This is a genomic window from Serratia sp. YWN4 (assembly GCF_055790845.1).
Genome location: NZ_CM147696.1, coordinates 2453042 through 2465564, shown reverse-complemented (window position 1 = coordinate 2465564; position 12523 = coordinate 2453042). Strand labels below are relative to the sequence as shown.

Annotated in this window: 19 protein-coding genes; all 19 read right to left on the bottom strand. The window is 49.4% G+C overall.

Features of this window, described 5'->3' with window-relative positions:
- Positions 1 to 7: 7 nt before the first annotated feature.
- Positions 8 to 1045 (bottom strand): terminase small subunit, encoded by a 1038-nt coding sequence (locus ACX9GT_RS11725; RefSeq protein ID WP_473191224.1) that lies wholly within the window; start codon positions 1043 to 1045, stop codon positions 8 to 10.
- 9 nt (positions 1046 to 1054) lie between these two features.
- Positions 1055 to 1309, bottom strand: a complete 255-nt coding sequence (locus ACX9GT_RS11720) for a hypothetical protein (protein WP_473191223.1) — start codon at positions 1307 to 1309, stop codon at positions 1055 to 1057.
- Positions 1310 to 1311: 2 nt separating this feature from the next.
- A complete protein-coding gene (locus ACX9GT_RS11715; RefSeq protein WP_473191222.1) occupies positions 1312 to 1926 on the bottom strand; it encodes a Mom family adenine methylcarbamoylation protein in 615 nt (204 codons plus the stop codon).
- The gene (locus ACX9GT_RS11710) at positions 1923 to 2432 is read right to left on the bottom strand and encodes a ParB/Srx family N-terminal domain-containing protein (protein ID WP_473191221.1); all 510 of its coding nucleotides are present in this window, start codon (positions 2430 to 2432) and stop codon (positions 1923 to 1925) included. Before ACX9GT_RS11710 ends, ACX9GT_RS11715 begins: the two co-directional genes overlap by 4 nt.
- A 351-nt stretch (positions 2433 to 2783) precedes the next feature.
- Complete coding sequence (locus tag ACX9GT_RS11705; protein ID WP_473191220.1) at positions 2784 to 3371, bottom strand: hypothetical protein; 588 nt, start codon at positions 3369 to 3371, stop codon at positions 2784 to 2786.
- A 247-nt stretch (positions 3372 to 3618) separates the two neighbouring features.
- Positions 3619 to 3843 (bottom strand): Rz1-like lysis system protein LysC, encoded by a 225-nt coding sequence (gene lysC, locus ACX9GT_RS11700; protein ID WP_473191565.1) that lies wholly within the window; start codon positions 3841 to 3843, stop codon positions 3619 to 3621.
- Positions 3761 to 4165, bottom strand: coding sequence for a hypothetical protein (locus ACX9GT_RS11695; protein WP_473191690.1), 405 nt, complete (start codon positions 4163 to 4165; stop codon positions 3761 to 3763). Before ACX9GT_RS11695 ends, lysC begins: the two co-directional genes overlap by 83 nt.
- Positions 4150 to 4629 carry a lysozyme gene (locus ACX9GT_RS11690; protein ID WP_473191219.1) on the bottom strand — a complete coding sequence of 160 codons (480 nt, stop codon included), beginning with the start codon at positions 4627 to 4629 and terminating at the stop codon, positions 4150 to 4152. The genes ACX9GT_RS11695 and ACX9GT_RS11690 overlap by 16 nt, the downstream gene beginning before the upstream one ends.
- Before the next feature lies 1 nt (position 4630).
- Positions 4631 to 4903, bottom strand: coding sequence for a phage holin family protein (locus tag ACX9GT_RS11685; protein ID WP_473191218.1), 273 nt, complete (start codon positions 4901 to 4903; stop codon positions 4631 to 4633).
- Between the two features lie 213 nt (positions 4904 to 5116).
- Complete coding sequence (locus ACX9GT_RS11680) at positions 5117 to 5776, bottom strand: antitermination protein Q (protein WP_473191217.1); 660 nt, start codon at positions 5774 to 5776, stop codon at positions 5117 to 5119.
- Positions 5773 to 6057: a DUF1364 domain-containing protein gene (locus ACX9GT_RS11675; protein WP_473191216.1), complete on the bottom strand. Its 285-nt coding sequence runs from the start codon at positions 6055 to 6057 to the stop codon at positions 5773 to 5775. Before ACX9GT_RS11675 ends, ACX9GT_RS11680 begins: the two co-directional genes overlap by 4 nt.
- The gene (locus ACX9GT_RS11670; protein WP_473191215.1) at positions 6054 to 6650 is read right to left on the bottom strand and encodes a DUF1367 family protein; all 597 of its coding nucleotides are present in this window, start codon (positions 6648 to 6650) and stop codon (positions 6054 to 6056) included. Before ACX9GT_RS11670 ends, ACX9GT_RS11675 begins: the two co-directional genes overlap by 4 nt.
- A gap of 963 nt (positions 6651 to 7613) precedes the next feature.
- Complete coding sequence (locus ACX9GT_RS11665; protein ID WP_473191214.1) at positions 7614 to 9899, bottom strand: DNA cytosine methyltransferase; 2286 nt, start codon at positions 9897 to 9899, stop codon at positions 7614 to 7616.
- Positions 9896 to 10723, bottom strand: coding sequence for a DNA adenine methylase (locus tag ACX9GT_RS11660; RefSeq protein WP_473191213.1), 828 nt, complete (start codon positions 10721 to 10723; stop codon positions 9896 to 9898). Before ACX9GT_RS11660 ends, ACX9GT_RS11665 begins: the two co-directional genes overlap by 4 nt.
- Positions 10723 to 11322: a hypothetical protein gene (locus tag ACX9GT_RS11655; protein WP_473191212.1), complete on the bottom strand. Its 600-nt coding sequence runs from the start codon at positions 11320 to 11322 to the stop codon at positions 10723 to 10725. Before ACX9GT_RS11655 ends, ACX9GT_RS11660 begins: the two co-directional genes overlap by 1 nt.
- A gap of 204 nt (positions 11323 to 11526) precedes the next feature.
- Positions 11527 to 11781 (bottom strand): hypothetical protein, encoded by a 255-nt coding sequence (locus ACX9GT_RS11650; RefSeq protein ID WP_473191211.1) that lies wholly within the window; start codon positions 11779 to 11781, stop codon positions 11527 to 11529.
- On the bottom strand, positions 11778 to 12107 hold the full coding sequence (locus ACX9GT_RS11645) for a hypothetical protein (RefSeq protein ID WP_473191210.1): 330 nt from the start codon (positions 12105 to 12107) through the stop codon (positions 11778 to 11780). The genes ACX9GT_RS11650 and ACX9GT_RS11645 overlap by 4 nt, the downstream gene beginning before the upstream one ends.
- Positions 12097 to 12330: a hypothetical protein gene (locus tag ACX9GT_RS11640; RefSeq protein WP_473191209.1), complete on the bottom strand. Its 234-nt coding sequence runs from the start codon at positions 12328 to 12330 to the stop codon at positions 12097 to 12099. The genes ACX9GT_RS11645 and ACX9GT_RS11640 overlap by 11 nt, the downstream gene beginning before the upstream one ends.
- Positions 12317 to 12514, bottom strand: coding sequence for a hypothetical protein (locus tag ACX9GT_RS11635; RefSeq protein WP_473191208.1), 198 nt, complete (start codon positions 12512 to 12514; stop codon positions 12317 to 12319). Before ACX9GT_RS11635 ends, ACX9GT_RS11640 begins: the two co-directional genes overlap by 14 nt.
- Positions 12515 to 12523: the final 9 nt, after the last annotated feature.

Below are 12523 nucleotides of genomic sequence, written 5' to 3'. Positions count from 1 at the left end.
CCCCCGTTTATTTGCTGCCGGGTGGCTTCAGTGAGTTGTGAATAATGATCTGTTGGTTGCCATTGCCACCATTTCGTAAAATTTCGATTTCAGCACGTAGCTTTTCGTTGGCCAGCTGGAGGCGTTCAAAATCTAGCGACTGAATTTTTTCAGTGCGGCGGAATGTCAGGAGTTGCAGCAGTTGTGCCCGTGCCGCTTTTTTATCTTCTGTCAGGATCTCAATGCCGAATTTACTTTCCTTCACACCTGCGAAGTACTGGAAAGCCGGGCCTTGCAGATCACGCGTATCAGCAAAGAAGGTTTCTCCCACCCCTTCACCATTGCAGCGAGGGCAATCCGGGTTAGGATCCGCATTCTCGACAAATCCCAAGCCGCCATATTCGGGCTTAGGCCTATTGTCTGCCGTTGCCTTTGCGTCGGCTTTGTCGAATTCCTCAATGTCTCGCCACTGGTAAAAGTAATTTTCACCCCAGCAGTGACGACAATTCACACGGCGGAATTGAGAGAGCTGGTTCGGGTCCGCTTTGATAATGGCCATAAGCTGATCGACCAACTCATCCAGATCGGCTTGATATCGTTTCGAAGCTTTTGCCTCAAGGTCACGAATTGCTTGGCGAACCTTAACATTCCTATACAATCGGCTGGCAGCGGCATAGGCTGTATTTCCCTCGCATGTGTAACCAGCTTGTCGGTATGCATCAACCCTGCTCTTGGTGATAACGTACCAGTGGGCGAACCAAGCTTGTTGCAAGGTTATGCCGTATTCGGCAGGCTCTATCGATAATTCCGTACCGCTATCTTCATGCTCTGGATCCGTCCGTTCTTCCGTCCGTGCTGCTTTACGTTCGACCGACCGACCATTTTTGATTTGGTCGGCTTTTTTGGTCGGCGATTTGGACGGTTTTTTTTTACGTACCCAACCGTTTTTTTTCGCCATGTCGATCAGCGTGGTCTTCGCTATACCGTGCTTTTTTGCCACCTTGTCGATGGAGATCTCGCCAGCACAGTAATCGCGCTTTAGTTCGCCCCCATCTGGTTTGCTCATGCGGCTTACTCACTTCGGTTTTAAATGCTCCAGCAAGAAAATCATGGCTCGCGTGTCGCCTTTCTTGGCCTTGATGTAAAGTGCGTTCGACAGGTCTGCAATCCCCTTGGCCTTCCCCCTGCGTACTGCCTGGCGGTAAGTGGCGATCGCGTCTTTGTCGGCTCGCATCTTTTCAATGTCGATATCCAATGCGTCGGCTATTTGCTGCTCTGACAATCCACGCCCGGATAATGCCTCGATTTTGTCGAGCGTCGGCTTGTCCATGGCTATACCCTCTTGGGATATGGCTTATGGCGAGCGATGAGGATTTTTTTCATTTTCTTGTCGAGGGGCATCAGGTATTTGTGTTTCCCTGACGTCTTGAATTCTTGTGCGTTGGGGTCCAAGTGTTGGCGAACGGCATCAATACTTTGCTTCACACCCTTTGCCGCCACACTGCGCGGATGGACTTTTTTACCTTTGACGATGAATGCACCCAACGTTCCTGCACCGACCAGACCTTCATAAATCCAGTTGGTCGCCTGATAGATGCCTCCATGGTGATTTTGGTCTTTGTCCGCATAAGAGACGATCAGCCGTAGGCCCGGACAAACCGCAGCCAGGAATTTAATCGCCTTTGCTAAAATCTGGCTTACTGGCGATTGGTGATCCCTCAGGGCTACGCGGGTCAATTCGCAAACTTGATCCTGCTGCAAGCTGTAAGGCTGGCCAATGTGGTTGTTGGCGCCACGGCTAAATATCACCACGCCAATAAACTGGCCATCTTCCCAGGCACCGACCTTTACCAGCTTTCCGACCGGTACCGCTTTGGCGTAGTGCCAATTCAGGCAGGCATAAGCGGCCGCTTTGTGGGTTGCCCAGTCCACAGTGAGAGTAGTCATAAGACACCCCCGCAGTGTGGACACAGCTTTCCTTCCAATTGGTCGAGCTTGCCTTGGTCGTTCTCATCACCAGGAGCGAAATCGATGTTCAGCATCTGATCGATTTCTTCCGCACTGAATCCGGTCAGAGTAAGGTCGAATCCTTCCACCAGCAGATCACCCAATTCCATTGTCAGCAGGTCGATATTCCAACCGGCATCCAGTGGCAATTTATTATCCGCTAGGCGGTAAGCTTTTTTCTCCGAATCCGTCAGTCCGTACAACGTAATTGTGGGTACCGGGTCAAAACCGATTTTTTCCGCAGCCAACAATCTACCGTGACCGGCAATCACCTCCCCGCACTCATCGATCAGTATCGGATTGGTCCAGCCGTATTTTTTTATGCTCCCAATTATTTTTTCCACCTGCTCCGGCGAGTGAGTTCTCGCGTTTTTCGCATAAACCATCATCGAATCGAATGATTTATAAACGATTGCAAGCTTTTCCTGATTTTTTACTGTGGTCATTTCTGAGGATCCAATAATATGGCCCTGCTTGTACAAGCAAGTGGGCCTTGGTTCGTACTCATGACCTGTACTGTGGGTATGAATGATCGTCAGTAGCTCCAACTATTGACGGTCGCCCACCTTCCAAATAGAATTTTCTGCTGCCTTCTTTAATTCAAACCTCGGAAATTTTTCAATCACTGCATTCAAAAACAGATCGTTTGTGCTGAATTTCCACCCGTAAAAATCAAATAGACAGAAGAAAATAAAAAAAGCGCTGGCAACCAGTGCCCAGGGTGGGCTGATGGGTGTTGCACACAGCTTTGCTTGCGCATTATCGGTGACACTCAGTGAATGCCACCTGTAATGCTGTCAGTCCCTCAGGAACTCATCTGTACGACTGCACATTTTGCTTTCGAGTAACTCCGCACTGGTGCAGGTAATAACCGCTGTGTGATGAGGGTGGACGTTCTCAGCCATCCACTTGATCAGCGGCTTTGCGACTTCTTCAAAACTCAATGCCAACGCAGCGTTCTCATCGCTGACCGCACACTCGCCTAGGCATGGCCCTTGCTCGGTAAAACAGTTGGTGCAGGCATGATCGTGTTTTTCTTGCTGCTGGAATGTTTCATGGATACCGCCTCCCATGTTGTACCACCACCAGCATTTACCGTATTCGCGATTCAGGGAGTGGTCATCCAGCAACTCAATTACTCCCAGGTCACTTATCGCTGCCTCATGCTCTGGCTGATAACCCTCCCCAGTGGCGACCTTTATATATTCAACCATCTCCTCGCGCGATGGGATTAAGGTCACGGCTTGAATGCCAGGGATTTTACTTTTAGCAATGGCATCAAATAGCGCGTTAATGTGATCCCAATCACGACCACCGTTCGGGAAGTAATCCTGCATCGCCGCCAATGCATCACTCTTAATTTCTTCTGCTGTTTTGTTTGTCATTATTTATTCCTGTGTTTGTTAGTCAGAACCGCATGACCCGGAGTCACTAGAACTGCCGCCAGAATCGTGTGAACAGCTTGAATCACTGCCACTACCATAGTCCGCGCCTATCCATACAGGACTTGCCGGGTTTAGTGGGTTCATCAAGCTGTCAGTGCTTGATTGCTGAGATTTGCGACGACGAAGAATCTCTGCTTCACGGCGTAAAGCTTCATCAATGCGATTGCTCATTGGTTTCTCCCGGCAGCTAACTGCCATTGCGTTTATCTTCGATAGCCCTGATTGCTGCTTTATCAAGATTGCAGTTTTCTATCGTTTCCAGTAGCTGATCATTCCAAATGACACTACCGCCGTAGGTCAACGGCAGTTCAGGCAATGGCGGGATGCAATCAGCGGTCAGACGGGCGGGGATTGGTACTGTTGGAACCGGAACGTATTTTATTCGCTCTATCGAGCACCCCGTCAGCGACATCCCGACCAACAATGTCACGAGAGCAGGCGGACTTTGCCAGTATGGTTTTGTAGACCACTCTGACAGGCTCACTGTCGTTTGCGTTTTTCTGTTTTGCATCTTCATTAGCCTTGGCGATATCGTTGAACAGGTTCATTGTGGTGATAACATTTCCTGTTATTTTTTCTGCGCTATCTCTTTCTTCTTTGGCTTGAAATAAGGCCTTGTCTGTCTCAACGTATTGACCATGGTAGTGGAATGCTGAATAAGCCAACCCCCCAAGGAGCGACAGAATAAAGATGGCAATGACTACCAGATATCTAAGTTTTATTTCTGGCTCCATGTGCAGACTTTGTGCTCTATCTCTCTGCGATTCATCAGGCCTTTCCACTGCTTGCCACCCGCATAAATCCACTGACGCAGTCCTGCGCAGGCACCGGCATAATCCCCAGCGTTTAATTTTCGCAACAGAGATGAATGCTCGAACGCGTACACGCCGACGTTGTAGCTAAAGCTGATTAGCGCGGCTTTTTGATGTTCACTTGCAGGGACTTTTACTGAACGTTCTACTGAACGGGAAAAAGGAACCAAGTCTTTATCAAGCATCACCTTGCACTCAGCCGGCGTGTACCTTTTCCCGAGCACGATATCTTTGCCTGTATGTCCATAACAAACGGTGAGCACGCCAGCCACATCGTAATATGGCTCGTAACGGACACCCTCGATATCAACAATCAACACAGCCGCGATCGCAAGTGCACCACCACCAGCGGCGGTGAGAATCTTGTTTCTTAAGTTGGATGTCATGTTAAATCTCGTTCGGGGCTTTAGCGCCAAGATCAGCAACTACACGCGCTGTTGCTGATGGATTCTGTGCGCTTGTTTTGCTTAAGATGTCCTGCAATATCTTTGTTCGCTTCATTTGCTCCCGCCGATTCAGCAGATAAGTTAAAACACCAAGGGCTATGCTAAAAAACACGCCGATGATGAATCCCCAATCGTGCAGCGATAGGCTGGCAAAGAAGGCAGTAAGACCAGCGCTGCCATATGAGGCGTTACTGTACTTATCGTCCATCTTCATGATCTCCACCTCCCGGCTGTCGGGGTGTGTTGTTGTTAATAAAAACGGCCACGCAATAGCGCAGCCGTTATTTTTGTGAGCAATTCTGTTTTACAGTCACATGATCCAACCCTCCAGAAACGCGAAAACCCGCACGGAGGCGGGTTTTTTGATGTTTAGTAGTATTGAGAGTATTAAACTCCCACTATGGGAGTCAATTTAGGGCAAAATTATTCACGGGTCAATACCTGTTTCACGATGAACGCTGATTTCTGACATGCCAGTGATTCGTTGATACTCACTTTCCGCCTGAGCTTCGTTTGCATAGCACCACGCCAGCAAGTCATCATAAAATGCGTTCCAACGTCGCGACCATGTGGGCTGCGAAACACCGGGTACCAAAGCTGATATTGCCCGATGCACCTTGGCGCGAGTCATTGGCTTAAGGCCAGTTCCTTTGCACTTAGAGCAGTTGTTATGGGTCAGCACGCCCGTTCTCTCTGTTTTCTTTCTGTCTACCACCTCACCTACGCCACCACACCGGCACTTTTCGCCTGGTGTGTCCAAAGTGCGACAATAATCAGCCAGGACAAACGACGACAGCGTTTTAAGTGCATATCCTGACCTTCCCCCCTCAATTATGCCAACATGCTTTCTCGATACCTTTAGGGCATACTGCGTCAATTCATTGAGGGCCATTTTCCCTGACGCTAGATCCTTGGTGTACTTGGCATATAGCAAACTCAGCCCACCACGATACCGCGCTTGGGTCATGCCTAAGGCCGTCAGTACGTCGATTTTTGACAAATGGCTATTACCAGTGGATCTTGCTTGGTATGCCACAATCTGGGCAGATTTTGGATCGCCCATCGTCAGTGCGAATTTGAGCCTCATAATTTGCCCTCAGCTATCAAAACGTACTGAGTGCGCATTACACCTTCAGCATGGTATAGCCGCGCTGTGTCGTTATCGATATTGCGAGTGCGCCGGTCAACTTCATCATGGCAAGCACTGCACGCCCAAGCGACTTGTATATCCGGTGGCTTGATGGCCGTTCCGCAGGTTCCGGCAAGCCGGAAGTGTGCAGGAACTGTGGTTTCGTCATTATGGTTACAGATGCCGGGGATCCGTATCTGACACTCACGCCCACGAGCTTCCTTGGTTAGCTTGCTCATGATGCATACTCCATAAGCTGTGAAGCAGCATTTTCGGCAGCGTCCGGTGATGTGAATGTCTTATTGAGGATGAAGTGCCACAGTACGTTAAGCGTAGATTTATAGAGTTCCCCAAACTCGTTATCGTCCATACTGGCGAATGAGATCGATACAGGTTCTTTGACTAAGACGCCGTTCGGCATGACTTGCTCGGTGTAATACCCTGCTTCGATTGTGACCCAACGCCGGAACGCATCGAACGATTTTAGCAACGTCACACGATCAGCCCGTTGTGCCGCAACTTTTCGCAGGTAGCCTTTGGCCAAACTGTTTAATGTATCCCCATGACCAGCAAACTCAGCCAAATGACGAACATAGCCGCGGATCAGGCTCTTTTCTTCCGGCGAAATCGCACCGCCAGTTGGCGTCCAGTATTCAAAGCCAAGGTTTAAGAGGGAAAAGAACTTGCGGTGAAACTTGGGGTTACGGACACGCTTAAAGTCGGCTGATACTACCGCGCCGATCTTTATCTTGTTATGCAAGAACTCCCTAACATCGGGCGTAGCCGGTGTCAGTGTGTCATGACTGGTTTTAATAAATGATAACTGTGCCATCTTTCACCTCGGATTGATGGCACAACAATGCTGATTCAGGGCGTCAGGTGTTCAAGCTGACCTACTGATTATAACATGCATTCTGTGGTGTTCTAACTGATTTTAGGGGCAATAAATGTGTACCCCAACGACTCTGCCAACTCTATAAAACCTCGAACTGTTCCCACAAATTGATCGTTCCTCATGATTTCTGCAGCGGTGACAATCCCACTCCGTGTGTAAAGGATCGTGCACCCTTCATAAGGTAATTTGATGGGTAATTTATAGAGGTAATGCTCACTCTTTAGCATAGAAGCCACCTAAGGTATTATTTAATAAAAAATCACCCGCGCTTAATTTGGGCATTATATTAAATTCCTTGGTGTTTTTAAAAAACAAAAAAATACCACAACTTATTTATAAGAATATCTTTATTATTAATTTAATGGTGTAACGTTAGGTAGCCTTATTAATCAACGAGCCACACCTCCTTTTTGTGTAAATAAATGCAAATCCCTGAGTGCAGATTGCCTCATGACCATATAATCCGCAAGCATTTACAATGTGACCTGAGTCACACTTTAAAACAGGGCCACTCAGTGGCCCAGATGCCACAAAAAAACCAATAAAAACGCCATTCGGGGCCACTCAGTGGCCCTAAATTTTTACCATTAGACAACACCAATGAACACAGATATTGAAACAGAGATCGTTAATGCAATTCTGTTGCTATTAACAAAGAAAAGGCGCAGCAAAAAATGGCTTGCGGAACAACTAGGAGTGGATTATGGGAAAGTGAAAAGAATGTTACGAGAAAAAAATCGACAACCACTGCTAATAAAAGTCGCGGATGAAATGTTAACGTTACTCGGTAGTAGTTTACGTGAAATAATTACGATGAAATTTCTTGGCGAATTAGCGAAAAGTCTTAAGATATGTGAACGGTTGGAAATGATACCCCCGTGTTTAAACGGGGGGTGATATTTATGCTGCCATTTGCCGCATGCACAGTTCCGGCAAGTTAGCCTGTACCATGTCACATGCCTCTGTCGGACATACAGCATTACCACAACGGGCTACCTGGTCTTTCTGTGATATCGGTTTACCATCAGGGTCACGGTCAATGATGTAGTTCGGTGGGAACCCCTGCGCATTGTAGAGTTCACGTGGGATCAACATGCGCATGCAGATATCGACAATGACGTAATCGCCAACGCGTATATACTGGCGTCTTGGCTCAGGGAACAGATACGAGTCGCCTGGTAAGTCGCTGTATTCATCTACGAGACGAGCAACGCACCATGCATTATAACGTTGCTCGTCCGTCAACGGCTCGATATCACATTGTGCCTCTACCAATCCAAACCGGTCACGCGTTGGAACTGTGTGCATCGGGGCGTCAACGTCGATCCCATCTCTCTCATTGCCGTAATACTTCTGTAAAAAAGCTTGAACGTGGCCGATGTGCTGCCCACCGGACATGATTGTCGGGACCGGTTTGATAGTAGGTTTCCCGTCTTTGCAAGCGCCCTTCAGATGCAATAAGTGTGAGGTGCAAAGCGCATGATGATCAACCTGTGTCACCGTGTGTAATGGCTGATCCGCCCCCAATCCCGAACCGGTATAGTTGCCACCGTAGTGCTTGATCAAGTGCGCCGTAGTAATAGCGAATTTATTACCTCCAGCGGTGATCGTCCCCAATGGTTTTTCAAGATGGAGAACGCGGGGAGCCTGCCCCTCTCTCTCTCCGTATCCCATCTGAATCAGGGTGGCGGACGCTAGCGCAGTATGAGACGTTGTTGGTAGGGTGATCATCGGCATATCAGCAGCACGCGGTTTGCCTGAATATTTTGGACCACCAGCCCCAACCAGCACTCCAGACATAAGCTGACTTTTACCGCCACCACCAGCAGTGACCGTTCCCAGCGGAACATCTACCGGGTGTCCAGTGCTATTGCCAAATTGCCGGACCACTACCGGAGCCGCCAAACTGAAGCCGTGAGTCTGTGTAATTGTCTGTACCGGCTGATGGAGAGATTGCCCACGGAAACAGTCGTAACTTGTACGGTTACTGGTGTGGTTGCATTTCACAGCAAACGGTTCCAGCAATAGATGCTCAGCTTTGCTTGTTACCGTTGTGAGTGGTTGAACGGTGGGATAAGACAGGCGATCACCACCGAACCCGGTTTGCCCAATACGGACAATGTACGGATCAGGATTATCGATTACGTAACGTTGCAGGCCACGCACTATACGCCGCAACGTATTATCTGCCAGCGGTTTTTTACGCCCCAAAATTGAACGTGTCGGCTGTGTCCAATCAATACAATCAGCCGCCGTTCTCCACGGTTTAAGCTTGCCGGATTTCACCTCGTCTGATTTTGGATCGCCATACTTTGCCTCTGGCCATACAACTGGCCGACCATCGCAACGGGCAATGATATACAGACGCTTGCGGATCGTTGGCGCACCGGACATATATGCTTTACGCTCCCGGTGATCAACGTTGTAACCAAGCCCTGCAATCAGCCGATCAGCATCAGGACTGTTGATATCAATATTCAAAAACTCACAGCACTCCTTCAGAGCTGGATGATCTGCAGAAATACCGCTTCCCAGCATCCCGATAAAACCTTGGAATGTCTCCCCGCGACGGTCTGGGTCTGGGTAGTATTTACCAGCACGTTCGATCAACGGCCCCCACATCCTAAATTCTTCAACATTTTCCATCATCAACACGCGGGGGCGCACCGCCAAAGCCCAACGCAGCACAACCCAGGCCAAACCTCTGATCTCTTTTTGTACCGGTGTCCCGCCTTTTGCTTTTGAAAAATCGCGGCAATCGGGAGAAAACCAGCCCAGCAGTACCGGTATCCCCCCAGTAGACGCGACAGGATCCACGCTGAAAATATCCTCTGGGTAGTGCAATGTTTCAGGATGGTTCATGGCGTGCATAGCCATCGCAACTTTGTTGTGATTCATTGCGATATGTGGTGCATATCCCAGCGCACACTTGATGCCCTCACAACTGCCACCACCCCCGGCAAATCCGACAACAACCAAACCATTTTCGATATCAGGCCTGGCTATCTCAATTTCTTGCCGCCGTGCCCACTTATGTGCAGTTTGCTGAATCTCTGTAGGATCAACGCGTCGCAGGAACATATCGTTCATTTCTGATAAGAGCGCTGCTTGGCGCTCTGGGGTCAGTTTGTGAACAGGGATCACTGATGATGCACATTGTTGTACTTCTGTTGGCCATACGCTCATGCTGCATGCTCCTGTTCTTGGCAGTTGGGACTAATCCAAAGGCATTCAACACGCACCTTCGTACCTCGCCCGGCGCTGATACGCGATTCGCGTTCTTCCTTCCTCCAGCCTATTAACGTGTCGTTATACAGCTTGCTGTCGTAACCGCTTAACAACACCATTCCGCGCACTTTCAGCAGTTCTTCCAGTAAGATAGCGTGCTCATCGGCGGTCATTTCGTACTGGTAGTAACGATTGCCAGCAACCCTGGTTTCGGGAAGGTATGGGGGATCAACGAAAAATAAAGTATTCGGCGCATCGTGCCTGCGGATAACATCAAGAGCCGTTTTATTTTCGATAATCACCCCTTCAAAACGCTGTCCAACAGCCGCCAGGTTATCCGGATATTTTGCCCACAGGTGCGCGGCTGTCGCGTATTTGCGTTTACTGTCGCTACGGAAGCCGGATTGCCCCCCCACTCCCGCCGCTGTACCAAAACCCATACATGCCCGAACTACCATCCTACGAGCGCGCTCTATTGGGTTTTCCGTTGGCGTGTAAGCTGCGTTAAATTCATCACGGCTGTATGGGGTTAACGCGCAAAGCGTACGGAGGCGGTGATTATCAAGTGGGTCACGCAGTACGCGGAACAGATTAACGATCTCGCCGTCAAGGTCGTTGTAAACCTCTGCGTAGCTACGTGGCTTTCTGAGCAGTACGGAGGCCGCTCCTCCGAACGGCTCAACGTAGCAAGTGTGCTCTGGCATATGTTCAATAATCCATGGAGCAAGCCGGAACTTGCCACCATGGTACCGCAATGCAGGGGATTTGATTTCTTGTTGCATTACTCCCCCTCGACCTTGAAGGCTTGAGCACGCAGCGTCGCGGCGCATTTAGTAATGGCTTTATTCCAGGTTTCAGTTTCTGACCATAACAGACTCATTTCGTACTCAGCGGGGCAGAATTTTTTATCCGGCAACTTGACAGGCTGCTGTAGTCGCTGCTCAAGCTCTACCACCTGACGCTCCGCGACCTTGGCTTTGTTCATCCATTCCACGCAAAAAATCGCGCACTTATCCGCGCCAGCGCTTTCAGCTTCGGATAATATTTCGAGCTCTGCTATGCGCCGGTCTTTCTCTTCCAGCGCTGCGAGTAGGGCGTTGATTTTTGCCTGCTGCACATTCCAAACCAGCGGGGCGTTACTGCAATCGTCCGGTGATTCGCATCCACAATGCGGGCAAATTGCATCGTTATAATCACCGGTATCAGCAATCTCCCCGCCGCCGTCGCATTGCTGGCTCGGGTATATCTCGCCGCACTCTTGGCACTCAACAACGTAATAACCACCAGAATTATCATCTGTGACATATCCATCCGCCACGGCCTCCCGACTTTTGGTATCAAGAGGCTTTCTTGCTTTCAGTTCTTCGAATTGCTTACTCATCAGTTGATCCTCACTGGAAGATAGGCCATTGGCGATTCACAGCGGTGTACGTTTGCCCCAGCACGTGAGTGCAAACGAATATCAATGTCTCCGTTACACACACGCACTCTGTTGACCATACAGTCCTGCAAGTGACCGTATGCAACCATCGGTACACGATCACCAATGTAAACGGACGTTGCTCGTTTCAATTTGTAGCGCGGCTTACTCATGCTTTGCTTCCTCCTGGGCGTTAACTTGCCCGTTGAATCCTTTTTCGGTGAAAAATTCCAAGCCAGTCCGATATGCTTGAATTAGTTCTATAGATTCGGGGAGGAACGCAAACTCTTGCGACCATCGCCCCATACTTTCTAACCCTGCCTTCAGCTTCCCCACGATCACCCGCTCGATGTATTCCCTGCGGGATTCGAGTAATTCTGGCGATGCGACACACATATAAAATCTGAGTTGCTCTATCACCCTCTCTCCCCCTGTGTGTGCTGCCAAACGAGTTCGCCTGTCTTTTCAAACTCATCAAGCGCGGCCAGATAATCGATATTGTCTAAAGAAACTGAGCTTGTGCTGCTGCCGTGATCGTTTATTTGCCTCAGGCACTCTCGGGAACCGTTAATAAGAGTCAGCATGAAGTGCTCCGGAACTTTGCTACCATCGCCATACAGGCATGGCACTTGCTCAAGCCAGATTAATCGCCTCATATGGTGAAGTCGGTCATAGTGGCGCTGGCGATCATTCAGGGCTTTTGCCGCTGCTGACTTTTCGGCGTCGGTTCGGTTGTCACTCTTCATGATGGGCCTCACACGTTTTAGCCCAATCAACAGCGTGATTAATTGGGTCGCCAAACATCCCGCAATCGCCATTCAGGTGTACTGAGTGGTATTTCCCGGTGCTATCCATCAGCAGTTCATAGCCGTTATCGCAGACATGGTTAACGACACCCCGATCGCCATCGTTCATATAAACGGTATCGCCGAGTTTTAATTTCGGCTTCAGTTCGCTATTGGTTGCCACGTTTTACCTCCACATCGGTAGTGATCGCCTGCACGGATGCACCGCCGACAATGCGAATGTTTTGGCCGATAAAGAGCTTATTTAGCCGCCCCTCTGCCTCGCGTAATGCCTGCCGGTAAACCTGCTCTATTTGGCAATCTGGCCCCCAGCTACCGAGGTTGGAAATCTGTATTGTCAGCTTCACGGTTGCACC